This window comes from Mesorhizobium japonicum MAFF 303099, assembly GCF_000009625.1.
Classification (GTDB): Bacteria; Pseudomonadota; Alphaproteobacteria; order Rhizobiales; family Rhizobiaceae; genus Mesorhizobium; species Mesorhizobium japonicum.
In genome coordinates this window covers 6614349-6639351 of sequence record NC_002678.2, presented here as the reverse complement: position 1 = coordinate 6639351, position 25003 = coordinate 6614349, and the positions used below count along the sequence as shown (strand labels likewise).

Annotated in this window: 37 protein-coding genes; 12 read left to right on the top strand and 25 right to left on the bottom strand. The window is 58.1% G+C overall.

Features of this window, described 5'->3' with window-relative positions; all coding sequences use genetic code 11:
• Both MAFF_RS39545 and MAFF_RS39540 read right to left on the bottom strand, forming a co-directional pair.
• A complete protein-coding gene (locus MAFF_RS39545) occupies window positions 1-438 on the bottom strand; it encodes a hypothetical protein (RefSeq protein WP_157866123.1) in 438 nt (145 codons plus the stop codon).
• A 148-nt stretch (window positions 439-586) separates the two neighbouring features.
• The gene (locus MAFF_RS39540; protein WP_162034369.1) at window positions 587-862 is read right to left on the bottom strand and encodes a hypothetical protein; all 276 of its coding nucleotides are present in this window, start codon (window positions 860-862) and stop codon (window positions 587-589) included.
• 387 nt (window positions 863-1249) lie between these two features.
• On the opposite strand from MAFF_RS39540, the gene MAFF_RS32820 reads away from it, so the two are divergent.
• Window positions 1250-1882, top strand: a complete 633-nt coding sequence (locus MAFF_RS32820; protein ID WP_010915333.1) for a LolA family protein — start codon at window positions 1250-1252, stop codon at window positions 1880-1882.
• A gap of 126 nt (window positions 1883-2008) precedes the next feature.
• Window positions 2009-3025, top strand: a complete 1017-nt coding sequence (locus tag MAFF_RS32815) for an ATP-dependent DNA ligase (RefSeq protein WP_010915332.1) — start codon at window positions 2009-2011, stop codon at window positions 3023-3025.
• Between the two features lie 27 nt (window positions 3026-3052).
• On the opposite strand, the gene MAFF_RS41215 is transcribed toward MAFF_RS32815, so the two are convergent.
• A complete protein-coding gene (locus MAFF_RS41215) occupies window positions 3053-3184 on the bottom strand; it encodes a hypothetical protein (protein ID WP_280112734.1) in 132 nt (43 codons plus the stop codon).
• 99 nt (window positions 3185-3283) lie between these two features.
• Here MAFF_RS41215 and MAFF_RS32810 point away from each other — a divergent pair, with 99 nt between their 5' ends.
• The 3 genes from MAFF_RS32810 (at window position 3284) to MAFF_RS32805 (ending at window position 5270) form a co-directional block, all read left to right on the top strand.
• Window positions 3284-3790: an SOS response-associated peptidase gene (locus MAFF_RS32810; RefSeq protein WP_010915331.1), complete on the top strand. Its 507-nt coding sequence runs from the start codon at window positions 3284-3286 to the stop codon at window positions 3788-3790.
• A 7-nt stretch (window positions 3791-3797) separates the two neighbouring features.
• Window positions 3798-3950, top strand: a complete 153-nt coding sequence (locus tag MAFF_RS38530) for a hypothetical protein (RefSeq protein ID WP_010915330.1) — start codon at window positions 3798-3800, stop codon at window positions 3948-3950.
• Between the two features lie 477 nt (window positions 3951-4427).
• Window positions 4428-5270, top strand: a complete 843-nt coding sequence (locus MAFF_RS32805; RefSeq protein WP_010915329.1) for a PRC-barrel domain-containing protein — start codon at window positions 4428-4430, stop codon at window positions 5268-5270.
• 91 nt (window positions 5271-5361) lie between these two features.
• Here MAFF_RS32805 and MAFF_RS40975 read toward each other — a convergent pair whose 3' ends face one another.
• From MAFF_RS40975 to MAFF_RS32790, 5 genes are all read right to left on the bottom strand, one after another.
• A complete protein-coding gene (locus tag MAFF_RS40975) occupies window positions 5362-5613 on the bottom strand; it encodes a substrate-binding domain-containing protein (protein ID WP_244420677.1) in 252 nt (83 codons plus the stop codon).
• Window positions 5591-5857 carry a hypothetical protein gene (locus MAFF_RS40970; protein WP_244420676.1) on the bottom strand — a complete coding sequence of 89 codons (267 nt, stop codon included), beginning with the start codon at window positions 5855-5857 and terminating at the stop codon, window positions 5591-5593. Before MAFF_RS40970 ends, MAFF_RS40975 begins: the two co-directional genes overlap by 23 nt.
• A gap of 406 nt (window positions 5858-6263) precedes the next feature.
• The gene (locus tag MAFF_RS32795) at window positions 6264-6881 is read right to left on the bottom strand and encodes a DUF2062 domain-containing protein (protein WP_044551627.1); all 618 of its coding nucleotides are present in this window, start codon (window positions 6879-6881) and stop codon (window positions 6264-6266) included.
• 201 nt (window positions 6882-7082) lie between these two features.
• Window positions 7083-7286, bottom strand: coding sequence for an MAPEG family protein (locus tag MAFF_RS38525; RefSeq protein WP_341872728.1), 204 nt, complete (start codon window positions 7284-7286; stop codon window positions 7083-7085).
• Window positions 7287-7322: 36 nt separating this feature from the next.
• Window positions 7323-7865: a phosphatase PAP2 family protein gene (locus MAFF_RS32790; protein WP_010915327.1), complete on the bottom strand. Its 543-nt coding sequence runs from the start codon at window positions 7863-7865 to the stop codon at window positions 7323-7325.
• A gap of 40 nt (window positions 7866-7905) precedes the next feature.
• Between MAFF_RS32790 and MAFF_RS32785 the strand changes: the two genes are divergently transcribed.
• Complete coding sequence (locus MAFF_RS32785) at window positions 7906-8418, top strand: DUF2127 domain-containing protein (RefSeq protein WP_010915326.1); 513 nt, start codon at window positions 7906-7908, stop codon at window positions 8416-8418.
• A 65-nt stretch (window positions 8419-8483) separates the two neighbouring features.
• On the opposite strand, the gene MAFF_RS40965 is transcribed toward MAFF_RS32785, so the two are convergent.
• The 5 genes from MAFF_RS40965 to MAFF_RS32765 all read right to left on the bottom strand — a co-directional run bounded on the left by MAFF_RS40965 (window position 8484) and on the right by MAFF_RS32765 (window position 11593).
• Window positions 8484-8792: a protein-L-isoaspartate O-methyltransferase family protein gene (locus tag MAFF_RS40965; protein ID WP_244420845.1), complete on the bottom strand. Its 309-nt coding sequence runs from the start codon at window positions 8790-8792 to the stop codon at window positions 8484-8486.
• A complete protein-coding gene (locus MAFF_RS40960) occupies window positions 8756-9109 on the bottom strand; it encodes a hypothetical protein (RefSeq protein WP_010915324.1) in 354 nt (117 codons plus the stop codon). Before MAFF_RS40960 ends, MAFF_RS40965 begins: the two co-directional genes overlap by 37 nt.
• Window positions 9110-9462: 353 nt before the next feature.
• Window positions 9463-10209 carry a hypothetical protein gene (locus tag MAFF_RS32770; RefSeq protein WP_244420675.1) on the bottom strand — a complete coding sequence of 249 codons (747 nt, stop codon included), beginning with the start codon at window positions 10207-10209 and terminating at the stop codon, window positions 9463-9465.
• Between the two features lie 328 nt (window positions 10210-10537).
• On the bottom strand, window positions 10538-10723 hold the full coding sequence (locus tag MAFF_RS38515; RefSeq protein ID WP_244420844.1) for a DUF1330 domain-containing protein: 186 nt from the start codon (window positions 10721-10723) through the stop codon (window positions 10538-10540).
• A gap of 474 nt (window positions 10724-11197) precedes the next feature.
• The gene (locus MAFF_RS32765; RefSeq protein WP_010915322.1) at window positions 11198-11593 is read right to left on the bottom strand and encodes a hypothetical protein; all 396 of its coding nucleotides are present in this window, start codon (window positions 11591-11593) and stop codon (window positions 11198-11200) included.
• A 405-nt stretch (window positions 11594-11998) separates the two neighbouring features.
• Between MAFF_RS32765 and MAFF_RS32760 the strand changes: the two genes are divergently transcribed.
• A complete protein-coding gene (locus MAFF_RS32760) occupies window positions 11999-13033 on the top strand; it encodes a methyltransferase (RefSeq protein WP_010915321.1) in 1035 nt (344 codons plus the stop codon).
• Window positions 13034-13568: 535 nt separating this feature from the next.
• Window positions 13569-13814: a hypothetical protein gene (locus MAFF_RS32755; protein ID WP_044550042.1), complete on the top strand. Its 246-nt coding sequence runs from the start codon at window positions 13569-13571 to the stop codon at window positions 13812-13814.
• Between the two features lie 79 nt (window positions 13815-13893).
• Here the strand turns inward: MAFF_RS32755 and MAFF_RS32750 are convergent, their stop codons facing one another.
• The 6 genes from MAFF_RS32750 to MAFF_RS32720 form a co-directional block, all read right to left on the bottom strand.
• Complete coding sequence (locus MAFF_RS32750; RefSeq protein WP_010915319.1) at window positions 13894-14175, bottom strand: hypothetical protein; 282 nt, start codon at window positions 14173-14175, stop codon at window positions 13894-13896.
• A 206-nt stretch (window positions 14176-14381) separates the two neighbouring features.
• Window positions 14382-14603, bottom strand: coding sequence for a DUF768 domain-containing protein (locus MAFF_RS32745; protein WP_044550038.1), 222 nt, complete (start codon window positions 14601-14603; stop codon window positions 14382-14384).
• A gap of 36 nt (window positions 14604-14639) precedes the next feature.
• On the bottom strand, window positions 14640-14855 hold the full coding sequence (locus MAFF_RS32740) for a hypothetical protein (protein ID WP_044550035.1): 216 nt from the start codon (window positions 14853-14855) through the stop codon (window positions 14640-14642).
• A 71-nt stretch (window positions 14856-14926) separates the two neighbouring features.
• Window positions 14927-15172, bottom strand: a complete 246-nt coding sequence (locus MAFF_RS32735; protein ID WP_010915317.1) for a hypothetical protein — start codon at window positions 15170-15172, stop codon at window positions 14927-14929.
• Between the two features lie 15 nt (window positions 15173-15187).
• The gene (locus MAFF_RS41360; RefSeq protein ID WP_341872714.1) at window positions 15188-15445 is read right to left on the bottom strand and encodes a PilZ domain-containing protein; all 258 of its coding nucleotides are present in this window, start codon (window positions 15443-15445) and stop codon (window positions 15188-15190) included.
• Window positions 15446-15913: 468 nt separating this feature from the next.
• Entirely contained in the window at window positions 15914-16795 is an 882-nt protein-coding gene (locus MAFF_RS32720; RefSeq protein ID WP_010915314.1) for an ATP-dependent DNA ligase, read from the bottom strand.
• Window positions 16796-17334: 539 nt separating this feature from the next.
• Between MAFF_RS32720 and MAFF_RS41355 the strand changes: the two genes are divergently transcribed.
• Together MAFF_RS41355 and MAFF_RS32710 are read left to right on the top strand one after the other, a co-directional pair.
• Window positions 17335-17739 (top strand): sunset domain-containing protein, encoded by a 405-nt coding sequence (locus MAFF_RS41355; protein WP_010915313.1) that lies wholly within the window; start codon window positions 17335-17337, stop codon window positions 17737-17739.
• An 84-nt stretch (window positions 17740-17823) separates the two neighbouring features.
• The gene (locus tag MAFF_RS32710) at window positions 17824-18012 is read left to right on the top strand and encodes a DUF3606 domain-containing protein (RefSeq protein ID WP_044551625.1); all 189 of its coding nucleotides are present in this window, start codon (window positions 17824-17826) and stop codon (window positions 18010-18012) included.
• Window positions 18013-18913: 901 nt separating this feature from the next.
• On the opposite strand, the gene MAFF_RS39530 is transcribed toward MAFF_RS32710, so the two are convergent.
• The 5 genes from MAFF_RS39530 to MAFF_RS32680 all read right to left on the bottom strand — a co-directional run bounded on the left by MAFF_RS39530 (window position 18914) and on the right by MAFF_RS32680 (window position 22484).
• Window positions 18914-19873: a hypothetical protein gene (locus MAFF_RS39530; RefSeq protein WP_157866122.1), complete on the bottom strand. Its 960-nt coding sequence runs from the start codon at window positions 19871-19873 to the stop codon at window positions 18914-18916.
• 16 nt (window positions 19874-19889) lie between these two features.
• Complete coding sequence (locus MAFF_RS32695; RefSeq protein WP_044550025.1) at window positions 19890-20678, bottom strand: hypothetical protein; 789 nt, start codon at window positions 20676-20678, stop codon at window positions 19890-19892.
• Between the two features lie 95 nt (window positions 20679-20773).
• Window positions 20774-21145 (bottom strand): DUF1515 family protein, encoded by a 372-nt coding sequence (locus MAFF_RS32690; protein ID WP_244420673.1) that lies wholly within the window; start codon window positions 21143-21145, stop codon window positions 20774-20776.
• A 197-nt stretch (window positions 21146-21342) separates the two neighbouring features.
• Entirely contained in the window at window positions 21343-21636 is a 294-nt protein-coding gene (locus tag MAFF_RS36740) for a hypothetical protein (RefSeq protein WP_010915309.1), read from the bottom strand.
• Window positions 21633-22484 (bottom strand): glycoside hydrolase family 108 protein, encoded by an 852-nt coding sequence (locus tag MAFF_RS32680; RefSeq protein ID WP_010915308.1) that lies wholly within the window; start codon window positions 22482-22484, stop codon window positions 21633-21635. The genes MAFF_RS36740 and MAFF_RS32680 overlap by 4 nt, the downstream gene beginning before the upstream one ends.
• A gap of 57 nt (window positions 22485-22541) precedes the next feature.
• Between MAFF_RS32680 and MAFF_RS32675 the strand changes: the two genes are divergently transcribed.
• The gene (locus tag MAFF_RS32675) at window positions 22542-22823 is read left to right on the top strand and encodes a hypothetical protein (protein ID WP_157866121.1); all 282 of its coding nucleotides are present in this window, start codon (window positions 22542-22544) and stop codon (window positions 22821-22823) included.
• A gap of 140 nt (window positions 22824-22963) precedes the next feature.
• On the top strand, window positions 22964-23722 hold the full coding sequence (locus tag MAFF_RS32670; protein WP_010915306.1) for a hypothetical protein: 759 nt from the start codon (window positions 22964-22966) through the stop codon (window positions 23720-23722).
• A gap of 173 nt (window positions 23723-23895) precedes the next feature.
• Here the strand turns inward: MAFF_RS32670 and MAFF_RS32665 are convergent, their stop codons facing one another.
• On the bottom strand, window positions 23896-24981 hold the full coding sequence (locus MAFF_RS32665; RefSeq protein ID WP_010915305.1) for an acyltransferase family protein: 1086 nt from the start codon (window positions 24979-24981) through the stop codon (window positions 23896-23898).
• Window positions 24982-25003: the final 22 nt, after the last annotated feature.

Here is a 25003-nt window from a genome sequence, read left to right as displayed (position 1 = left end):
TCACCAGCCGAGCAGATCTCGAAGCTTGACGCGCTCGGCGCTTCCATCGCCGCCGGCGATCTCCCATTGCCCGAACAGTGTCGGATCGTGACCGAGGAAACCTGGAAGCTGAGCCAGCTTCTGGAATGTTTGCACAACAGCTTTGATGTCTTGCCACGGGCCCTTCAAGATCTCTGCCAGGCGGTCCTCGTTTCCATCAACCAGTGATCTGGCACTCGGCGTCGGGGGTGCCGCGAAGGCGTTCCTGCCTAATGTTGCAATATTTGAGTGGCGGGAATTGCGTGTGTGACTCGGATATAAAAGGGTACGTGGCGGCTCTCCAACGGTTTCTGCTGAAACGGTGATCCAAACTGATTGCCCGCACTTCGGTGAGGGAATCGACAGGAGACTTTGTCTCGGCACAGTTACCGCAGACGGACTTTCGACGCTGCTGTTCATAAGTCAGCTTGTTCAGAGGCCTCCTTCAGAGGCCTCCGCGTTTTGGCTCTCCATCATGAGCATCCAAAGTTCGGCAAGAACAGCCTGCGCACGCTTTTCATGTCGGAACCAAAGCGATCGCACAATGTTAAGCTGGCGAAGGGCCGTCTTAATTACTTGAGGATCTTAAATGAAAGCCGTCATGCTTGGTACTTTGGCACTGTGCCTTCTCGTACCGTCCGTGGCCTCGGCCGACGCGATCGTAGTCCAGACTCATCGACATCACCGACACCATCACTGGAACAATGACCGCGTGGTTGTCTACCGTGAAGGACATCGTCTCCATCACCGCCGCCATGGGGATATTGCATTCTACGACCACGGCCGCCGTCATCACCGCTCCGACGCCGTCATTATCCGAGGGCCGATGGATAGATCGCACCATCGTCACCGCCACGTTGTCATTCAGCAGGACGACAACAACGGATATTGACCGAAGCCTTTTGGCCCGGCTCTCAAATTAGAGCCGGGCATCACGCACTACGATTTAGTGAGTGGAGCGGCCGCGAAAGCAGCACGAATCCGACTCCATGGCGCTGGTCACCATGTTCTTCGCCGGGAGCTTGGGTGCGCAACAGGGTGGCGGTTCATATAGGCGGCGGTTGCTCGCGGAACGGTCCGAGAGCCATCCAGCTGTCTTCGGCACGCCAGCGAAGCCGGGCATTGTATCGCAATCGGCAAGACCAGATTTGCGCTGGAGTTGCCAAGACCGCTTCTGACTAGAAGGCCCCATCTGTTTCGATCAAGCAGCCGCTTGAAGTTGGATACGTGAATGGAAAAGATCAGGAGATTGCTGGCTTTCTGCTTTGTGGTCTTCAGCGCTAGCGCGATAAATTTCGAACTTACCCCTGCGGTCTCGGCCGCGCCTGTAGATGCGGTTGCGATTGCCGACCACTTCTCATCCGTAAAGTCCATGTCCGGGAACTTCGTCCAGTCTGACCCAAGAGGAGAAAAGACCAGCGGTAGATTTTTTCTCCAACGCCCGGGAAAAATTCGGTTCAATTATACGGGCCAATCAGGGATCAGCTTAATCGCAGATGGACAATCCGTCGTAATCTATAACAAAAAGCTGAAGACATCGCGCCTCTATGCTCTTTCGAAGACGCCGCTCAAGCTTCTACTGGACGACAAGGTCGAATTCTCTGGCAATCGCCTCAAAGGCATCAAAGACGATGGCGCCCAGGTTACCATCAAGCTGGCCGACAAGTCGGCCTTCGGAAACTCGAACATCACTATGGTCTTCGATAGGAAATCACTCGATCTGCGCAGATGGAGCATCACTGACGAAAGAGGACAGAGTACGACAGTCACTCTCTCGAATGTGAGGGAAGGCGTTCGTGCCCCTCCAGGCACCTTCATGATCGACTACGCTGCAAATCGTGCATTCAACACCACAACGAAATAGCTGCTAGTCTTTTGCGCTTGTCACTCCACCTCGATCGAGGAGAGGCCCGCCGAAATCGCTCGACAGCCAGTCAATGGAACGAAAAGCGGGCGTCGGCAACCTGCCCCATCGCAATACGGAAGAGCAATGGTAACGGCATCTGACGTCGAGTTTCCCTTACCCTTGAACACGCAGCCTATGGAGGCGCGCACGGCGGAGGCGTTGCCGCGAGAAGACGGTCTCTGGCAGTACGAACCGAAATGGGATGGCTTCCGCTGCCTCGGCTTCAAGAGCGGCAAGGCTGTCGACCTCAGGGCAAAATCCGGCAAACCGCTTGGTCGCTATTTTCCCGAACTGATGGCGGCCTTGAGCGCGCTTGCGGCAACCGAATTCGTCATCGACGGTGAAATCATAGTGGAGATCGAGGACCGTGCCTCTTTCGACGCGCTGCAGATGCGGCTTCATCCCGCAGAGAGCCGCATCCGCAAGCTCAGTCGAGAAACTCCCGCCCAGCTGGTCGTCTTCGACATGCTTGTGGCCCCGGGAGGTCGGCTGCTGGTCGAACTGCCATTGCACGATCGGCGCGCAGAAGCTGAAGACTTGGTTGCCAAGGCAAAGACCAAGACCTTGCGGCTTTCGCCGGCCACCACGAGCCTGGCGACGGCGGACAAGTGGTTGAAGGGTGCTGGTACCGGCGGTGCCACGGACGGCGTCGTGGCCAAGTTGCTCAACGATCCCTACAAGCCGGGCGAACGCGCGATGGTGAAGGTAAAGCCCCTGCGCACGGCCGACTGCGTAGTGGGTGGGTTCCGCTATCAAAAGGGCAAACGACAGGTTGGATCGCTGCTGCTCGGGCTATACAATGGCGATGGTCTGCTCGACCATGTCGGCTTCACATCAACCATCGCCAATGACGAGCGTGCGGTGCTGACGCAAAGGCTGGGACATCTGCTTGGCGGATCCGGCTTTACCGGCAAGGCGCCGGGCGGCCCGAGCCGCTGGAGCAGCGAGCGTAGTGGCGAATGGGAGCCGGTCAGACCGGAGCTGGTCGTGGAGGTTCGCTTCGACCAGGTCACCGGCAACCGCTTCCGGCATGGAACGAAGCTCTTGCGCTGGCGCCCGGACAAGGAGCCACGCCAATGTACGTTTGGGCAGATAGAATAGTCGAAGCCTACTCGTGCGCCGGGTGCACTATCGATTTGGCTGATCTTCGCGCATGGCGTTATAGAGAAGAAGGCCCGCCGCTAATGACACGGCAGCGCCGACCATATCGCTGCCCGTCAGCCCTAAATAATAAACGAAAGCGAATGTCAGCTCGGCCATGGGTTCCACCAAAAGGGTTCTCCGAGACAACCCTTAAGGATCGCTAATGTTCCAATCGTTTGAGTCGAGGTCACCGCCGTCGAAAACGGCAGCCATCGCTTGCGCGAGGGCCGCTGGTGGCTCGTTCCGTTCTGGGCAAAGGAAATGCCCAAGGCGGCCATGTTCAACGCCAGGATTGAAGGCATCGACACCGCGCCGGCCTTCCGGGATGCCTTCAAGTCGAAACGATGCTTGATCCCGGCTGACGGCTTCTTTGAGTGGACGATCTCGCCGGCCGACGGCAAGAAAGATCCCTGGCACATCTACCTCCCCGGCCACGCTCCTTTTTCGTTTGCCGGGCTTTGGGCCCACAACTCAAATCTCGACATCACGAGTTGCACCATCATCACCGAGCCGGCCTGCGAGCCGATGAAAAACCTGCACGAGGTCATTCTCGCCCAGGCCTATTACGACGCCTGGCTCGACCGGGCGACGCCGAAGGAATACCTGAAAGACATCCTCAGCCACGCGACGGCCAGTTGCAGTTCAACCGAGTTGGCCGCGACGTCAATTCGACCGTCGTCAACAAGCAACCGAATGACCACCCTGCCCTGGTCCGACCGATAAATCCGCTATGAGCGACGAACCAATCAAGCTTGCCGAAGGCATGATGGTGTCACTGAAGCGGCTGATCGCGGCGGACAACATGACCCAGAGAGAGAACGCCAGGACGGAAACACAGCTTGTCATTGCGCGCGCCATGATGCGCGCCGGGAAGCCTTTATAGCTGGGGATTGTAGGTACGGCACCAGCCGCAGTCACTCGAAGGCGGACCTGGGGCCCGCCTTCGACGTCCGGCCTAGGTTCAGCCGCCCATCTTCTTTGCCATGGCGCAGAAATCTGCGTACGACTTGTTGAGCGTGGTATCGCCGCAATCTTTCAACACCGCTTTCTGTGTTCATCAAGTTTCATAGCCGTCCTGCTCTAAGACCGCCGCTGGGGTGATCGCCTTCAGCCGCTGCGGCGATCCGGCCAGTGGCGAATATGAGGACGCCCGGGTGTTCTGTTCCTACGGGTCGTTGCCCGTATTGGAGGTCGAGACCGCTATCGCCTGCTAGGCAAGTGCGATCGAAACCGCCACGCGAGCTTGTTGTGTTCAAGCCGACTCGGAAAAATACGACCCCCACCCCTGGAACCAATATCCACACGGGCTGTTGAGCTGTGCTGGTACAAATGTTCCGCGGTACATTTCCACCCGATTGGCGTGCTCGACACACGAAGTCAAAGCGAGAAGCCGCCTGTGGGAAACAATATGAAATTCGTTAAGGTTGCAGCGCCGTTGGCATTGTTTTGCGCGCTTGGTGTCAGCCCGGCGTTCGCTGTATGCAATATCTCCGATGCGAAACTCGAGGAGGCCGTGCTCAAGAGCCCTGAGTTGCGCAAGCCAGAAAACCGATACCTGGTCCATGACCTGCGCACCTTGAGGGATGCGGCGTTCGTTCTATGGACATACGGTTTGCACGACGATTGCGAGCGCGTGCTCGCCAATATCCGCCAACTGATCGCCGCGCCGTCAATGGCCAAGCTCGCGGGTAATGATGAGGATCTTGCCGATGAGCAATTGGCAGCAGGCGAACCTAAGCAGCATGAAGGTGGGGATATCCAGGGCAATCGTGACGCCCCAGACGCCCGCCCGCTCATCAATCTCGACGACCTTGGACCTGGCCTTCGCGTCGACGAGATCGTCGGCTCCGAGGTCCGCAGCTCGGATGACAAGATCGTTGGCGAAGTTCGAAATGTCGTGATTGGCACGAAGGACCGATGGGACTACGCAGTCGTTGCCTCCGGTGGGTTCTTTATCGCCGGGAAGGACAGCATCGTCGTCCCGCTACGTTATCTTCAAGTGAACGAGGAGCGGACAAGCTTCTACCTCCGCATCTCCAGCGCCGATGTCAAAGCCGTGCCGTTGATGCCCGACCAGAAATATCTGTGGCTTGCGGATGAAGCGTGGCGAGCGAAGAACGATGCGATCTTCCAGAAGTTGATCCCGGACCCGGTTCGCTCTGGAACCCCGTCGGTCCCACAAGCCAATACCGACTCCAAGTGAAAGATCGAGCCAAGCCAGCTCGTTCCCTGGCGGTCGAGACCGCGATCACGTGTTAGGCGAACGCACGAGCCTTCACGCGCACTTCTTGCGTTCAGCTACCTCGCGCAACCGCCGCGTCGCCCAGTTCCTTCCCAGTGAGATATTGCGGCGCATTGAGCAGCGACGTTGCCGGCGGAGCGACGACGGTGCTGACATAGGTTCCCGACCACATGGCCTTTTGCAGGCTGGGGGCCAGCGCCGCCGGGTCGACCGGAGACACAACGATCCCGCCCACCCGCTCGGCGCGCAGCGCCTCGACGTCCGAGATCATCTTGGCGCTGTCATTGGCGGCGAGGGGCGACACGATATTCCAGATGGTTGTCCTTGGCCGCCTGAGCCAGGCCATGATCGACACCCTCGATGAACTCACGCTTGTTGTCCTTGGCGAAGGCCAGGATCGGCTTGAGGTCGGCCGGCTTGGAGCAGCGCGGCGCCGTTGGAACGAATGGCTGTAGAACCGTCGGAACGGTAATGCCGGGTGACCCCTCGGCCGAAGAGGCGACGTTGGTCGCGAGCAGCAGAGCAGCGATCGGCAGCACCTGCCGCATGGCGGAGGTGCCACACGCCTCACGTTGCGAAATCAGGCCGCCTGTTGCCACCGGGTTACAGCGCCGATCGAGGGTCTGAGATACGAGTGACTGCAGCGCTTGAGTTTTCTGGATTGTTGGCGGGGGCCATCCCGGGAAGCCGCGTAGTACGAGGAAAAAAGCCCGTCGGCTTCGGTCGGCGGGTTTTTCTTTGCTGCTTTGTCCGAATGGGGGGAAACGGCCAGTCCGCTATCGGGGCGAGCACGGCGTATAGCTGCCATTCGGCAGACGGGGCGTTCATCAATAAAGTGCGGCGAGGAACCCATGACGGAGGCTCCAGATATCCGGGCCGCCAATTGTAGGGAAGCGCTTATAGCGGCGATATTTCCGACGAGCGGACGCATTTCTACAGCGGCCCTGCCGCGATTCACCCTCCAGCACGGCGATGTCGAGTGGGCAGAGGGGGTGATAACACGATGTCTTCCTGCTGCTGGAGCAGGCTCCCCTTTTCGGCCAGTCGCTTGCGCCTCTGTTCGCGGAAGGCTGTCATGCCACAGCGGGTGATGCCATAGAACAACAGGCCAAAAACCAGCCCGAGTGGCACCGCACCGCACAGCATGGGCTTTAAGACCGGTGCCCACAGTTGCGAAATTGAAAGGGTCTGCAACATCTCACTCAGATGGGCCGGCCGTTCGTCACTTTGCATGTGGCCATGCAACATAATCTTGCCGGTCTCCCAAGTCGCTCCCACAACAAACGGGAGGGTCAGCGGATTGCCAAAGACAAATGTTCCTAGCCCTGCCGCCACCATGTTTCCTGAAATCAGCCAGCACACGATGGCGGCAATGGCGAAATGGGACCCTAGTGGAAAGAAAGACGCGAAAACCCCAGCCGCCACCCCCGCCGCGACGGCCGTTGGAGTGGCGTTCAGCCGGAGGATACGCTTTGAAACATACTGAAACGATCGCGAGAAGGAGCGGCGCGGCCACATATAAATGCGCAATCGCTCGAAGAGACCATCAGGATTTCGGCGTCTAAAGAGCACTCTCTTGCCCACTTCAAACGCGGTCGGTTGAACGGATGGACCTCGTCTCTGAAAAAACGCAGCCTGTGCTGCTTTGTTCCGAATATGCTGATCAACCGGTTGTCCGAAAGCGCAAGTGCGGATAGTCGGGCAACAGTTGGAAAAACCCAGGCTGAGAACCCGGCATAGTTTTGTACCGAGTTGAATGGGTAGAGCGTCTGGTTATCGGCATTCCGCCAATCCGCCCCTACTTCGGGCGCCCCTTTTTTCGGCTCCCGCGGAGGCCAGCGGATCCGTGACATCTGTCTTTGAAATAATGATCGCGACTCCGAGCAGACCTCCGAAAATTGGAAGCCCTTCTATGCAGTTGGCGTGGGCGCGGGCTAACCTCTGCATAAAAGGGGAAAGCGGCCAGTTGCAGTTCAACCGCGTCGGGCGCGACGTCAATTCGACCGTAAGCGCTTACAGTATCCCTGTTGCAATCCGGTCAAGCCGGCTGCCCTCCCGGTAGAGTATGGACACCAGCCCAGCGGCGCAGATGCCCATGAGCGCTCCGCCAAGGACGTCCGTCATATAATGGGTTCCGACGTAAACCCGTGACCATGCCACCAACACCGCAATCGAGCCGAAGACGAGGGCACGTCCGGGCAAGGCTTGTAACGCGAAAGCGGCAACGATCGCGAAGGCGGCCGTCGCGTGATCCGAAGGAAACGACCAGTCGGCACTTGTAGGGATGATGAGATGGGTGATGCCCGCCTCATACGGGCGCATGCGGTGTACAAAAAGCAGGATGATCTGGTTGGCGCCAAGCCCGATCAAGAATGACAGTCCCGCTACGATCGTCGCATGGCGAACATGCACCCGATCCGTCTTGCTCCACCATTGAAGGGCTACGCAGGCGATGAGAAGCGGAACACCAAACGTCGTCACTCCGACCATCATCTTGTCCAGCGCAGTGTTGGTTCCCGCTGCCGCGTTGATCCATTGCGTAATCGCCACGTCCATGAAATTGCCTTATCGTTGTCTGCTATCAATCAGGAGACCCATGAACGAGCATCGCGTCCATCAGATTTTCGAGGTTAGCCTGCTGCTCAAGGGTGCACACGCGCTCATTGAATGCGTAGGCGGTATCGTTCTGGCGTTCGTCAGCACCGACACGATCGTTTCCCTGGCCAACAGCCTGACACAGGACGAGCTGGTTGAGGATCCCCATGACTTCATCGCCAGCCATCTGATGATGCTGGCCAGCAACTTCTCCGTCACCACTCAGCATTTTTATGCATTCTATCTTCTCAGTCACGGGATCGTAAAACTCGCCCTCGTCGTCGCTTTGCTGAAAAACCAGCTATGGGCATACCCGGCCTCCTTGATCGTCCTGGGGTTGTTTATTGCCTATCAGATGTATCGGCTCAGCTATACGGGGTCTATGGGGTTGATCATTCTCACCGTCTTCGACCTGTTCGTTATGGTGTTGATCTGGCACGAATACCGCCTTGTTAGACTTCACAAATTGGCTGCCTTGGCGGAAGAACTGGACAGGGATCGTCCGCAGGGATGATCGACGGCGCTATGTGCAAACTGCTCGCCCTATCCCCTTAGGCAAGTGCCGGCAGGGCACGTTGGTTAGCCGCCATTGTGGGTGCCGACGATGCCTGACTCGCCGAGCTTGGTCAGTGGCACGAAGGACAAAGTCCCGCCTTGATAGATATCCGAACGCGCGACAGTGAAGCTGCCGTCCGCTGCCTGTTTCTTGGTGACCTTCAGCATGTGCTGGGCGCCGGGCGGTCCCACAGGAATGACCATGAGGCCGTTGGGTCGCAGCTGCTGTAGAAGGGGTGGCGGGATGTGATCGATGCCACAGGTGACGATGATCCTGTCGAACGGCGCCTCTTCCTTCAGGCCGTAATAGCCGTCACCCGTATGGGTCGAGATATGTTGGCATAGGCGCGTGCGACGTTTGCCTTGGTGACGAATCGTTCGCGCGGGGTCAGCAAATAGGCGCGCTTGTTACGATCGTCCCACACGTCTTTGTGGGCAATCAGCTGTTCGAAACGGTCCCAGCGCTGACCCAGGAAAGTGGCCGTCTCACCTCGGTTCTTCTGCATCCATTGAATGTAGTCAACCTTGCTCGTCAACGGAGGGCCATCGGTCAGAGGCACCTGGACCTTGGCCTCGGCGCTGGCCGAGAAAGCCGCGGAGACTAGCCCTCCGGCACCACAGAGCATCAATTCGCGTCGGCTAAGAACCACGGCGCATGCCCTTTCCTAAGCTCTACGGCCTCAGGATGTTGCGGCCGCCGAGAGCTACAAGCTTAGCTTGGGGCGCTTTGGGCTGGATTGCCGGGAATATACAAAACCCGACCTCGTCTTGGCCCCGCACTGCGGGCTGGAGTGCATTTGCAATCTTTGCATGGGGTTGATCCTCAATTTGGTTGGTAGCCCCTCCCCCCACCTGCGAGGCAGCATTGACAGTCCCAACTACGGCCTGGCCCGCCAGCATGGACGTGGACATGCTCGACCGTGACTTTCTGCTGGCCCTTGCCGCGATGGCGGTTGAGGGCTTCGAGCAGCGTCTCGCCTCGCACGGCCAGTTCATCGTCGATTTATGGCGTCGTGGTCGTGAACCCGCACTGCTTCTGTTCCATCCCGATCTGCTTGGTGATGCGGATGGCGTTCTGTGCGTAGGCCTCCGTCACGGTACCGCTGTTCACGGTCTTGTCCTTCAGCGGACTGACGGCTGCGCAGAGGTGGAAGACATGCTCTGTCTCGGACTTAGCGGCGCCGTTTTCCGGCGCGATCCAATAGACGATATCCTGGCCATTGGGGTGTGCCGAGTCCTTCGTCGCAGCAGCCACCGTGGTGGAGTCGGTGGCGATCGCCTGAGCCTGGGCAGCGACCTCGGGCGAACAGGCTGTGGTCGGCTCGCCCGCCTTGATCTGTGCCGCACACTGGTTCATGTCCTGCGTGTACTGCTCGACCGATGGGGGTTGGAAGCTGATCCCGATCACTGTCGCCAGCACCGCTAGCACAGCGCCGACGGCGCCGGCAACCTTCTTGCTCTGCGGATCCAAGTTCTTGTCGGTGAAGATCAGGATAACCAGCGGCAGGAAGGCAATCAGCGTGATAATCGCGCCGAGCTGATTCTGGACGAAGAACCGGAATGTCTCGGATGTGCGGGCCGGGTCCTGCCTGTTGGCCGCCTTCCAAAACAAGTTTCCGGCGATGGCGAAAATCGCGATCCCGACTAAGATGCCGATCAGCAGCGGCAGGTTTCCATGGTCGAATTTGCGCCGGTAGAGCAAAACAACGCCGGCGATCTCGCCGCCAATGGCAACGACCCACGACAGCACTGCGAAAAGGCGAAGGCGCGTGGCGCCGGACTTCTGGCCCTGCGATGCTTGCCAGTCCTTGGTAACGTCAACGGTCGGCTTATTGTCGCTCATGACTAGGTCCCCGGTATCGACACTTTACAGGATAGAGTCAGATCGAAAGGTCAATCCGCCCGGCACAGCGTCATTGATCGAACGTCATCGTAGCCTGCCTTGGCGACGAAAGCGCCATAAGAGACCATATCTCCATCCCTATTGCCATGATTGGATTCCATAGGCATATCTCCGGCCAGAATTTTGAGACTGAAATCCTTGTTTTGCCGGCCCGGGGGCCCGCTTCGCAGAATCGTCAACGCAGTGGGTGGTGTGATCCCTTCCAGCGCAAGGCGCAATGTTTTCGAATTTCGATCAGGCGGGCGTACTCCGGCGAATTGAACCAACCCATCAATGAAACCATGTCGGGGAATTCGACGATAACCAAGCGGTGTGGCTCCCAATCACCTTCGAGAACCTTGGTCGCACCGCCACGACCCAGATATCGCCCACCATAGCGCTCCTCTGTGGCTGGAACATCCCGCCGGTATTCCTCAAACGCGGGAGTCTACATCCGCGATAAGATAGGCGGCCACTTGCGCTCCTCCTCTGTCGCTGAACCCCCATTGCTTTAGCGTTGGTTCTTTTTGGGCTCACGTACATATTGATAAAATGCTTCTATATTAGCAAAAGCGTATATATTCGCCGGGCGGCGCGACCGCAGGTAGTGTCTCAGTCTGGAGCTTGCTTTGAGGGATGCGGCTTTGGGGGTCGCCCTCGCATCTTAGAAGCTGAGAAGCTGCTTGCGGACTATCTCCCAGACGTAGCCGTTTTAGATGTGCAACTCAGCGACGGCGATTGCGCGGGAGTGGGCAAAAACGCTGCTGACGCAGGGTGCTTTTTGCCAGTTGCCCAAAGCACTGATGGAAGGGCGTCTTTCTGGCGCGTCCATAGCGAGCAAATTGCAGGGGCACGTTCATCGCATCCACGAAACAGCTAGCAGACAGAGATCGGCTTCGTGGCGGTAATCCAAGAACTCACTCTCTTCTTGCAATGTGCGTTCGCACATTTCGCCCTGTGCCAAAACCAACCCCAGTAGCTTTCCACTTTCCTTCGCGCTGAATTGCTTGGCCAACAATTTCTTGTAATGCACCAGCATGTCTGCGGGGATGGCGAAGCCACGCCTAAAGTCTGCCGCGTCTTTCTGTGTGCGGGTGATGCCCAACTGGCTGGCCGTAGCCTTAACGGAACCCACACTACAGTTAAGTAGTGAGGCTATAACTTTCGGGCTATCGTTGTTTGCATAGCCCTCCTTTATTACCATCCGCCGTTCTGTCGTTCCAACGCGCTGACGAGCGGCGCTTCTATCCATCTGATTTCTCCGAACTTTCCTGAGATAACAACAACCGTACCTGTAGGCTGTTCCGCACCACGGCTTGGATAAGACCAATGCGTTTTGCGATCAGACTTAAGTCCAAAGTGCCGAGGGCACCGCCGCACCGGCTTCGCGCCTTCGTCGAAAGCTGTCACCGGGAAGGAAACTCGAGTTCATCCATTGGAACACCACGGGATCGGTGCGGCCGCCTACCTATGGGTAGCGATGGCGAACTTGCCCGGCAATCGAAGAATTCCACCGCAGACGGAATGATTTCGGCCTGGATGACTGGAGACGACCCAAACCAGACCTCCATCGAGCCGAGCAGTGGGGCACTTAAGACCCGTCGTGGTGCGCACAGCTCTGCAGTGATATTGTCGTGCCGCCACGAGTGAGGGAGCGATGACCGAGACGCTCGCAACTGACGACGACCGCGAGGAACTGGATCTGCTTCTGCGCGGATTTCAGGTGTCGCGCATGCTCAGGCTGATCGCCGATCTCGGGGTAGCGGACAAGATCCCTACGGATGGGCAGGTCACGGTGAAGGATATTGCCGCCGCTTGCGCCGTTCTGCCCGAGCCCATGCTGCGCGTTCTGCGCGCGTTAGCCGCCTTCCGGATCTTCGAGGTTACAGCCGACGGATCTGTCGCGCACACGCCGCGCTCGCGCCTGCTGCGGACGGACACGCTGAACAGCCTGCACCACGCGGCCCGTTTCTGGACAGGGCCTGGTTCATGGGGCGCCTGGAACAAGCTGGACGTTGCGATGACTGGCGGCACGCCGCATGAGGCAGCCTGGAGCACGGGCCGCTTCGCCTATCTCAAACAGCATCCGGACGAAGCCCGCCTGTTCGACGCCATGATGGCGAATTTCCCGGACAATCGGCACGCCGCCGTGGCCGCTGCCTATGATTTCTCGGGCGCAAGTCTCATCGCCGATATTGGCGGCGGCAATGGCGCGGCGCTTCGCCAGATCCTCGCGCGCTTCTCCACGCCCCGCGGCCTTGTCTTCGACCGCGAGGACGTCATCACAGCCGTCACTTCCAACGATCTGATGCAAGGCCGCATCACCGTCCAGGGCGGCAGCTTCTTCGACCAGGTACCGTGCGGGGCCGACATCTACATGCTGATTCGGGTTCTGCATGACTGGCCCGACGAGGATTGCCTGCGCATCCTTCGGGCCTGCCGCGCGGCGATGGGCCCGCAGGCGCGGTTGCTCCTAGGCGAACAGATCCTGGAACCGGACCCCGCACGCGGCCGGGCGACCGGCTATCTCATCGACGTTCAGATGATGACCATGTTCGGGGACGCCCGCGCACGCAGCGAGGCCGAATTTCGCGGTCTGTTCGATCAATCCGGTTTCTCGTTGCGTCAGGTCATTCCCACGGCATCACCGGTTTCGATCATCGAGGCCGCGCCGATCGCTGGCCCTTTCTAGGGCACGGACGAGTTATGGGTATTGGCTCCCCCGAAGGTCCGCTCCCCTTTTGCTATCATTTAGCCTCCGCTAATATCTGGCGGGCTGTTTAGGCAATGGTGTGGCCACCTGAAGATTGCCCTGCGACCATCAGCTTCGACTCGTAGCGAGCTCGCTGTCGCAACCAGAAACTTGCAATGACGCGCCACGAACTGCGCTCGTCCCCTCAATGCCCAACATCTCATTTGGGGCCGGGAGCAGAACATCCCTTTCGGTCGGCATCAAGAGTAAGCAGTCGTTCTCACCCCAAATCCAAGGACACGAGGACGCATGCAACAAAACCAGGTCTGTCCTCGCGCAGCGCGAGCGAGAGCCGCGCATTGTTTCTCTGGCCTATGGAATCTTTTAGCGATCGTCCACGGATCGAAAATCATGTTTGCGAGTTCGAAGGATGCGGAAAACGCGCGCAGTTCGGATTTGCCAAGCCGAGACAGCCATCGCACTGGTTCTGTTTCGAGCATCGCGAACACGGCGACAGCTATTTGGCGGGGGTGAGATGATCAGTCGACCAAGAGAAGCGAACGATTATCCAGACCGAGTAATCGACTGCCAGGAGGCAATGGAGCCCGGCTTCCAGGCCATCTTTGATTGCATGCTGGAGGCTGGCTGGTCGCGCGGCGAAACGCTGCGGTCACTGAAGCGGCTGATCGCGGCCGACAACATGACCCAGACAGAGAACGCCAGGACGGAAGCACAGCTTGCCATTGCGCGCGCCATGATGCGCGCCGGGAAGCCTTTATAGCTGAGGGATTGTGGGCACGGCACCAGCCGCAGTTACTCGAAGGCGGACCTGGGGCCCGCCTTCGACGTCCGGCCTAGGTTCAGCCGCCCATCTTCTTTGCCATGGCGCAGAAATCTGCGTGCGACTTGTTGAGCGTGGTATCGCCGCAATCTTTCAACACCGCTTTCTGTTCATCAGGTTTCATAGCCGTCCATGCGGCCTTGAAATCCTTTTCCGTCTTCAAAGTTTTCATGCCGGCATCGGTGAAGAACGGCGACATCTTTGCCGGATCGTCGAGTGCAGATGTGTTGCCAGCGGCAAGAGCCGAACCGGTCATCATCGCAAGCGCCATCGCGCCCATTGTGAGCATCTTGAAGTTCATCTGAGTATCCTCCTGTCAGGCCATTCAACAAAACGTGACCTACAAAAGAAACGTCCATTTGCCCGGACCGGTTCCCGGCTTCGCCCTTACGAATTGGCGTTTATTAATCGCGCCAACGCTGGCCGGTTGGTCGCCGCAGACAGCCGCCTTCACGTGTCCGTCGCATCTAATGGTTGGCAGACCAATCATCTCTGAGAGCACTCGGCCTATTCGGGCAGGCCGGGGTCGTAATGCACAATCGCGTCCAGGATCGTTCGATAGAGGCTGTCGACCTCTTCGTCGATCTCGCTCCGCTTGACGCCAATCGCCTTCGCGTCTGCGATCAGCTTGTTCGTGAGTTCGTCGACCGAGATGACGTCCGCCTTCGTCGTCTCAGGGACGTTGTTGGCCAGCCACTGCTCGAGAAAATTGATTCCGCGCGTGCTCATGTCGCGATAAGCTCGCCCGCAAGGTTAAGTTCCGCCTTACTCAACCTCGATAATCTTTCGGGCTGGCTTCTTCCAGGCTGCTCGACGACGCTTGGCCGGAGCCGGGTTGTCGACGGGTTGTTCCGCCAGAAGGCGCTGTGCTCGCAGCCGCTCCGTCTTGGCAATTCTGGCTGCTCGCTCGGCCTCGATCGCCAGCTTCGCCTCGCGATCTGCACGCTCGATTCGTTCCCTATCGATCCGTCGTTGGGTCAAAGAAAGCCTCCCTAGGCTAACTGACCGATGAATGCCGACCCGCTGAAAATGTTCCGCCTTTCTGGAATGGATTATCGCCCGCTAGGCCCGGTCGGTTCGATCACCGCAGACTCGTCGAGTTCGGCTTCCAGCTGATCGCCGACGGGCCTGTTTTTGGCTCCGCCCGGTGCAGAGACTCCATCAAAACCCTGCAGCCAGGCGTCGGCCAACTCCTGCCAGTAATCCGGCACGGCGCGTTCCTTGCCGTCCTTGCGCGCCTGTGCGCCATACATCCAGGCGTAGTTCACACGCTCCTGGTCCTTCTTAGCCACGGCCATCGTCAGCCTTCTCTTTCAATAGATCTGAACGCCAAGGCGCTCGTTCTTTCGCCACCGCACCACGGCCCGATATCTAGTGTCGTCGGCATGGATATGCAGGACGAACCTGTCAGGAATATCAACGCCGGGATCGACCCGTAACTCCGCACCATGTGTGTGCTGGTTCCTGACGGAGCAATTGATGGTTACACCCTCGGCAATGATGACCCCATCCTTCAGAACAGCCGTTCGAGGATGAGCACGTCGCTCAATAGGTGGATCATCGCTGCCCATATCTCTCATTCCTCCCGAAAATCCTGCAGCGAAGCGTGCCGCAAATCCTCTTCGCCGCGCAAGTGCTTCACACGGCCGATGATGTCGGGCTTCATCTATTGCGTCGCCAGCCGCTTCATCCCCTTAGGCGCCGGCCCGGCGCGTTCTTGCGCGCCTGGCCATATCTAATCTTCCCAGAAGTCCCTCAGCGTCGCGTGGCGCAGCAGCTGCGCCACGCGAGCCTAATGAGGACCCTGCCCTTGTCGGGCCGATCAATCCGCTATGAGCGATGGCGCGATCCAGCCCTAGCGACCGAGCGGCCATCGCGAAAGCGAGACGAGTTCCGCCTCGTCTTTGATGCCGGCCATGTAGTTTGCGATAACCCGCGATGCGATCATATCTAGAGTGCTCGGGGGCGGGTGCTCATGTTTCAGCTTGTCGAAAACCCTGCCGAGGAGCGCCAATTCTGTCGCGTCGAATATGCCAGCGTCAGTCGCCTTTCGTCGGATTGGCACGATCTTCCTCCCAGAAATCCCTTAGCGTCGCGTGGCGCAGATGCTGTTCACCTTTGAGGGTTTTGACTAACCCGCCAAGCCCGGGCTTCAACCATTCGGCCTTGTCCTTCTTCAGGCCTTTTGGGGGCGGAGCTCCGATCTTCCCCTGGACACGATCCCACAGCGCCTGGCGCTTGTCGCGTTTGAAGACAACGTCGGCGGTGCCCATGTAGCGGCCGTTCTCCGCCATCAGCACCTTGGCCGCCTTACCGCGCTCGCGCTGCGCGCCGATGATCTCCATCCGCTTCTCTTCAAAGCATTTGATCTTGCGCCAGATGTTAGTCGGTCCGCTGCGATAGGCACTGCCCTTGCGCTTCGAGACCATGCCTTCCAGTCCCGACTGGTCGACGAGATGGTAGACAGCGTCGCCCGTGCCCGGCAGCGCCTCGCTGAATTGGATACGCCCGCCAGGAGGAATTATCCGCTGCAGGATTTCGCGGCGATCTTCCAAAGGCATATTACGAAGATCGTGTCCGTTCAGGTGCAGCAGATCGAACGCTACCAGGTAGATATCAGGTGACGGCCGGCGCAACCCGACCACGGCCTGCATTGCGTGGAAGTCTGCGGCCTCATTGACCATGATCGCCTCACCTTCGAAGATGAAGTTCTCCGCCTCGATCGCGGTGGCCTCTTCCGCGAGATAACGATATCGGCCCGTCCAGTCGAATCCGTTCTTGGTGTAAAATCGGATGCCGTCTTCGTCCTTGATGACCTGAGTGCGGTAGCCGTCGAACTTAATCTCATGGATCCAGTCGCCACCCTCGGGAGGGCGATCGAACAATTCGGGCTCCATCGGCGGGACGAACTTCAAACGCATGCACAGGACTCGCAAACCGCGAGTCAATTAGCATACGCTTAATTAGTTCCGGAAGATTTTAACGGTTAATTGACCGCGCTGTCCTACTTTGGAACAGCGCGGTCAAACCCATGCCTGACTGCGCGGGCGGCTCCGACAAGCCAGCACCCCTGCCACACTGTCGGGGCCGCCACCCTACTTCAAGATAATACCAGCAATGGTTGAATCAACCGTTACCCAACGTGCTTTCCATTGCGTATTTCCAGTCGTGAGACTTTGTCGGAACGAGGGGATTCAGATTCCGGGTTGCGATCCAGAATCGGGCCATGGACACTATCTCTGACAAAATCTCCCTGGCCCTCAGAGCGCCCCGCACGGACGCATGGAGGCCATTCCGCGCCATCGCCCTCGACCTTGCCGCCAAGCTCCCCTAGGCCTCGCTTTCGGCTTGGCGTTGGAATTAGGATGCGATCGTCGCCTGATCTCACATTAGCCCAGACTAAAGCTCTCTGGACTTTCTTCGCCAATGGAAGCATTCTTCCGGTGGGGAGAGTGGGACTGTGGGCAAAGTCCAGCAACAGCACAATATCGGCGCCGATCAGGCTGGTCGGTGGCGCAAGAATGCCAAGAAGCGGCGGAGACGCGGTTTTTGGCGGCTTGAGTATTTGTTCGCTCTGATCCTGGTGCCCCTCGCCGTTATCCTCTCGCATAACCCCAATATCATCGGCGCAGCACCAAGCGTCATGCAACCCGAAGGCATTGTCGACACGGCTCCTAGCGCCTCGCTCCTTTCCATTGGTTGCAACATCAAGGGCAACATCTCGATCAATACCGGGGAGCGCATTTACCATGTGCCCGGCCAAGAACATTACTGGGAGACGAAGATCAGCCCTCAATATGGCGAGCGGTGGTTTTGCACCGAAGACGAGGCGCGTGCGGCCGGTTGGCGAAAGGCAAGGCGGTAAGATCCTGTTTGTCTCACGGTGCAAAGCGAAACAATTCGGCGCGACGCACGTTGCGGTCGAACGTAGTAGCTTGGGATGAGCACGATGACCGACGACAAAAACAAGCTTGGCTATCAGGATCGCGGCCGCGTGAGCGGCGATGAGGAATACGAAGTCGGCTATTTTGCGAGCAAATTCGGCCTGTCTATCCCGCAGGTCCGAGAGCTGATTGCAAAGCACGGCAATGACCGCGACACGTTGGAACGCGAGGCCAAAGCCCTCAAAGGTCGGTAAGGAGATGCCAACGTACCAGGTCGAAGAGTACTATGGTGAGGAGCTTGTCGCATCTGAAACCGTGGAAGCTGACGACCCGATGATGGCTGCAGAACGGGTTGTGAGCGCTGCGGTTTCGCCAAGGGCCTTGCAAAACACTGATTCCGGGTCGTCGATGAGCGTGAAGCCGCGGTGCACGAGTTTGGTTAGGCCGAACCGGCGAGCACCAGTTAGCTCCCTTAGGATAGGACTGAAGTCCCTTCCCGATCAGCCAAAAGGCCCAGCCTGGAACATTTTCCGCCCTTCTTGTTTTTCTCAATGGGACGCTGGTTGGGAGAACGACGGAAAATGGCCTTGTGCGACGAACTGAGCGACGTGCCGATGGAGTTTCACTGTCCGGCATGTTCTCATCCTATAGTGAAATTTGGTTCGTGGGTCCGCACGATCGGAAGCTTCAGATGCGACAGCTGCAGAGCTGTGGTGCGCATAGGCTATGAAAAGAAGCTGTCGATCTTTGCGGCATACCTGAAACACCGATAACAGCATGGCAGCGATGGCGCGCCACATCGAGGTCTGCCCGGACGATGACCCCTAAGAAGCCGCCAGCACCCAGCATTAAGGCGTAGCCCAGTGACGAAGTTATCCGATCTTGGTCCGCCCATCCCGGGCAAGCGTCACGGCACCGAGCCGGCACGAGAGGAGGACCATTTCTACCCCTGCCCGAACTGCGGACAGTTGGTCGATCAGCGCGATCTACGCCAGGTCCTCTACCATGAAGAACCTGGGCATAAACCGCTGGATCCCGAAGACGGCGCGACAATCATTATGTTCCCGGGCGTCCCAAAATAGCGGAAAGCCGGCAAGACCTCCCTCACCCGACGTCAAGGCATCGGCTGAAAAGACAAAAGCCGCTTCATGCCGGTTAACCGGAATGATCGAGCTGCTCAAATGGAGGCTCGGCGCTATTGCCATAGTTGTGATAGCGAGCCTTGTCGGCACTGATGAAGGTGCGGCTTTTGGTCGGCCTGCTGTCCCCCTTAACGGAGCGGTTGCGGCTGGCCGTGGCATATCTGTGGCAGAACTTCGTAAAACATTGTCGCCCATACCCGTCGTCATATCTGACGATTCCGTAGACGTAGACATTGTAGTCCGGAAAAGTGAGGGCCGAAATCGGTATGTAGGGTTTCTCGCTTCCCTGACGCATCTCGCCCCCAGGCTGAATGACCCGATCAGCATTCGTCACGACTCTGGGTAAATCAAACTTCTGCGTGCGGAAACTTGGTTCAGGTTCAGGGTGCTTCGACCGCTCCATTGTGACCAGCAGACTCACATTGCGGGCCGGCAACTTGCCGACATTTCTAAGCAAGACATGACCAATGACGTCTGGCCGACCGATCAACTGGTTGATGCCATCCGGAATGACGGTGAGATAGGCGCGAAGTTCACGCTTGGCGTTCGCTTCGTTCAACTTCATCTGATCGTCGCTGGCCTTCCAGAGTTTTTCAGTGGATTTCCACAGCCCACGAGTGACGAAAACAAGAGCAAGGGTGAAGAGAGCGACGGACCAGTCAGGCGCGCGTTCAATAAGGCTTTCGCTCGAACTTTTTTGGGCGCCGCTCTCATCGCTACGGCCGGCTTGTTGATTGACAACAACCTGTCGCGGCGCGGGCGGACCGAATTGGGGGCCAATATTCTCATTGGATGGCTGTTGATCTTTTGGAGTTACTTGCTGAGGGAGATCGCTCTGCTGGCCTGGCTGGGCATGCTGTGACCAAGCAACGCTGGCCCCAAGAGAAAGGCATACGACCACCGCCAAAAGCGACCAGTGAGTGCGACGCCGTCGGATGGCTGGCATGATTGGCGCGGTTTTCTTCGGGGTCATATTGATGGCCACGCAGTTAAGTCGGGCTTTTGCCCATGGGAGTTGGTAGAATTGTCAGATCATCCGCCTTGATGATTGTGGGATTACCATCGAACAACGCGCTGCCATCATTTCTGCTCAAAAGATAGACGAATGGCGTCGTGTGGAAACTATCGTCAACGGAGAAAAAGTAGCGGATATTTCCGGCAAGGAACCCAGATTGTGTAGGCGAGATGAACCCTTCCTCGGGCAGTGTGAAGAAACCAATATTCTGATCTGGCAGGATCTGGCCAGGAAAAATTGTCGTGCCTACGCTCCCGAGTGTGCGCTCCGCTCGACCGGAAAACTGCACAGCATCGCCGACTTGCTCAAACGCAAAGAACTTTGCTTGGCCCAAAACATACTCTGCCGGAGAATTTCCGAAGTTTCTCAACTCGAAGGAAAGGGTCCCAGTAACGCTCGTCTCACTGATGCTGAGCGAACTGCCCATTTTTACGCTGACTATTCCCGTCCAGGGTCGCCTGCCTGCGATAAATTCATCGCGTCCGGCCCTCCACAGCTTGTCAGTGGATTTCCAGAGAGTGTAGGTGAAAGCCCCGATCGCCAATGTGGCCAGCGCGGTGATAAGTCCGTCGTATTTATCGACAAATTCTCTGAGCTTAATGAGGAAGAAAAAAGCAAGGTTATAGGCAGAGCACAGTTCCTCGCCCCTCTTTGTCTCCTCACATATTATTTCCTGATACCCCGAGGTCCAGGCGGCAATTAAGAGCACTATGAAAAACAAAAAAGGCGCAGCTATCACCCTCGCCAAAGTAGGCTTATGCATCCCCACCGCCCCTAAAACCCCTAGATATCTTGTACAGTTACGCCCTCCCTGCCAGTGGCGGCAAGTGCAGCCAACAAGAAATGCTCCAACTTCGTTCATCCACCTCGCAGCACCCGCCAGATATCGCCCCAATAGGCGGTTACGAGCGATGCCAAAGCAGCCGCCGCCATTCCGGTCACTCCCAGGGCACCCAGACCCATGAGCTTCCAGCGTGTCACCTCGGCGGTCACTTCCTTGACGCTGGTCATGTCCGCATTCAGCTTGCTGACAGCACTTTCGGTGGCGGTCACACGCTCTACCAGTTCGTCGGTCTTCTGATACATTTTCGCACGACTGGCGGCGGCCCGCTGTTCCGATTGCTCGTAGCTCAGCGCCGCTCGCGCATCACTTTCCTTGATGTCGCGGCGGATCTCGGTGATGTCCCGCTGCATATCCTGCGTGGCTTGCAGCAGGCCGCCGATCATCATTTCCAGACTCTTCGTTCCTGACGTCGGCATCGTCCCTGCCCTGCTATGATTTCAGTTCAGCCCGGCGCGCTGCGCTGGCCTTCGTGTGCAAATCGCATTCCGCCCGGGTGTAGAGCTCGACCGCGCAGCCTGGCGCTACGGTGCGGTCGATCTTGTTCTGATCGGCAACCGTCTTGCCCTGTGCGCCGGGAAGGCTGCTACCGAGGGCCGAGCGTAGCGGCGGTACAGCGCTGACGTCCGAAGTCGTACACGCCGCCAGCGTCAATACACTCATCGAGAGACATACGAGCGTCGATACCCTTGCGTATAGCATCCTGGTTTCCCTTCTCAATTTTGGCGCGGACCTCGTCGGCGCCCTTGTGCTTGATGAACTCGTAGACCCCGAGCGCCGCGCCCGAGGCTACCAAGGCGATGGCCGCCCACACGATGACGCCGGCGGCTAGGCGCGGGACGCCGAGCCGCCCGACAAGAAGGGCGATGAGGAAGCTCATGCCGGAGCCGTTCCCAAGGCGGCCGCGAGATGCTTCGCCTTGCGGTTGGCGTACCAGCGATAGCCGAGCCCGCCGATCGCCAGCACCGCGCTTGCGAGTGCCACGACCACGACCACCTTGCCGATCCACTCGCTGGTGTAGGACAGCGGCGATAGCTGGTTCTGCAGATCATAGAGGTAACCGGACAGACCGAGGCCACCGGTGCCGGCGCCAGTTGCCAAGTCCGCGGGCGCGGTCGACGGCGCGGCGTTGGCATCATCGACAAAGGCTTTCGCTTGGCCGCCGTCGACGAAGTTAGCCGCCTGTGGCACCTGACCGGTTGCCCATGCCTGGCCGATTGCTCGGACTTCAGCAACGCGAGCCGTCCAGCCCCGGCCGAAGTTTCCGAACGTGCTGAGGTGCTTCAGGAAGGCCATGCGGGCGTTGCAGATGCGGTCGATCAGCGCGTCGTTGTTCTTGTCCGCCTTCAGCGCTGCAAGCGTGCCCATGCCGAGGACGCCGTCAATGCGGCCGGTATAGGCAGGCCGCAACGCCTGCTGAAGCCACATGATCGAGCGGCTAGGGCCAGAATTGACGGCGCCGTCGAACACGACATAGTCGACGCCTGCCGGCAGGTCGTCACCGCGAACCGCGTCCCAATACTGCCGGTCATAAATGGCGTTGAGCTCGTCGGTGGTGATGCCCTTCACCGAACGGGTGGCGAGGCCCTTGCCTTTCCTGTAGCCGTCATAAACGCGCTGAGTGACGCCCTTCATCGTCGGGCCACCGGGATCATTGGGATGGTTCGAATAGCCGCCCTCATGCGCAAGCACGCGGGCAAGCGATTCCTTTTCACGGGAAACAGCCATGAGTTTTCCTTTCGGGTGATGATGGTATGGTTGCCGGCCCCGGAGGAGGCCGATGCGATGGCGAGGAAGCCGGACAATGACAATCTGCCGGATGAAATCCCGATGGACCTCAGCGGCCCGGCCGCCGACAACGATGGGCCAACGGGGGACTTAACCTATCTCAGCATGCCATGGGCAAAAGCCAGCGCCAGCATGCAGGCCAAGGCCTTGCAGACATCCGAGATCAACACCTTCGATGAAGGTCGGCTTGCGCGGATCAATGGCGCCTGGGTTGTGCTGAAGAGCGGGGATCAGAACGATGCTGAGGTGGTGCGCGAGGCGCTGCAGAAGCCGAATTAACGTGACGGTTCGGCTGGGTGGCCCAAGTGCCAAGTTTCATCACCAAAAGGCTTCAGCTATAGACAGTCTCAAGCGGGCCGATTGATCGTTTGAGCATCACGCCTGCCGCGAATGAGAAACACCTACCCAAGGAATTTGAGATGGACGCGGCACCGCCAGAGTTCAACCGAAATACTCTTGCTTCTCTTGTTGGCGACAAATCAACGCTTGAGGTGGGGCCTTTCACGAATCCAACTTTGCGCGGCCGAAACGTGAAATATTTCGACGTCTTGGACAAACAAGGTTTGATCAACAGGGCGGATGCCATCGGCTATGTCTACACCATCCCTGTGGATATCGACTATGTCTCCAGCACCGGCGACTTGAGCATCGTGGACAAAAAGTTTGATTTTTGCCTCAGCAGTCACTGCGTCGAGCATCAACCAGACCTGATTTACCACTTGAACCAGGTCGCGAGGATTCTCACCGCGACAGGCAGATACCTGCTGATTATCCCGGACAAGCGCTATTGCTTCGACCATTTCATTGCGGAGAGTTCAATTGCCGATTTCATTGGCGCCCGAGGCCGCAAAGTGCATAGCGAAAAAAGCGTCATCGAGCACTTGGCGCTTGCTACGCACAATGACCCGGTTCGCCATTGGACCGGAGATCACGGGGTACCAAGATTTCGTCACAATCTGTCTAGTGTTTCCGCGGCCATGAGCCAATACGAAAATTCTGGCGGGGCCTATATCGATGTCCACGCATGGCAATTCACGCCCCAAAGTTTCCGCTCGGGAATTGAGACGCTTTCCAATCTTGGCCTCATTGGATTGGAGGTAGAACGCGTCTACTCCACGCCGCACAACACGTTTGAATTCTGCGCAATTTTGAAGCGCCGCCCGGATAGCTCACAATGACGAAGACCTTGTTCAAGCTACACAAGGCAGGGTGAATACCTGCGGGGATTGATGGCGACTTGGCAATATTGGTCCCTTCGGCTGGATCAGCCGTGGTGCATACGAAGGTACCGAAAGATGAGCCGACCCGAGACGGACCACCTCTACGATCTTAACGGAGCGCCCTCCGACAGCTAGGCCATCTCGGCCTTGAGATCAGCGGCCATTGGCGCAGGCTTGTTTCCCGTAGTACCAGCCAGCCGGGCCACCCATCCAGACTTGTTGATGGGTCGCTCGATTCCATAATAGCTGACAAACCCAAAGAGAACGGCGATCGAACAGGAAGTCAGCGCCAAAACCTCCACCGGCACCCTGCTCATGATCCCCAGGTCCGCGTAGCAGGCGGCCAGCACCGCAAACAGGGGATAATGCCAGAGATACAGAGAGTAGGAGGAATCCCCAACACCAACCCACAGCCTCGAGAATACCCATCCAGCCCTAATCTCCATGGCCACCAGGCCGTAAACGATGAAGGCGCTGGGGAGGCCAAAACACAAGACACGCCACATGTGACCAAGAACCCACCAGCCGCCTTGAGAATAGAAATAGACCGCGCCAATAAGTATGCCGCCGACCCCTACGGCCAGCGATGACGCTGCGTGCCCGGAGATCTTCCGCTGCACCAACAAGGCAACGACGATGCCAAAGACGAACTCCAAGAAAAGATATGCCGTTGGCTTGACGATGCCGGCGACCCACCCCAAGAAAACGGCCACCGCTACAGGACCCAGCATGAGCAGGATGCGGCGCGGAAACAGCAGGATTGCCAGCGCGCAGATTGCGTAAAAGGTGACCTCATACTGCAGCGTCCATGCCGCCCCAATTCTGTTGTTCGGCTGGTCAATCAGAAGAAGCAACCCCCACAGGGGTCTCTCTGATATCTCCGGTGGGGCCACGACTAAGGTGGTTGTCAGAAGCAGAACCGAAGCGACGAAAAACGCGACCCAATAGACGGGATAGATTCGAAACACTCGCTTGACGGTGAATTCTCGAAAGGAGAGCCACCGGCCAACGATCTCGGCCTTTTTGCCCAATCTGTCGGCGGACAAATAGACGACGAACCCTGAAATCACAAAGAACAGATCAACGCCGCCAGGTCCCATGGTGCTCACATAAGGAAGCGTCCAATGAGCCTGCATCGGCAATGCTGGGTAGATATGGGCGAACATCACCATCAATGCCGCGACGGCGCGTAGACCCTGGATGTTTTTATAGAGCATTGGCGCCAACTACCATCGCGCG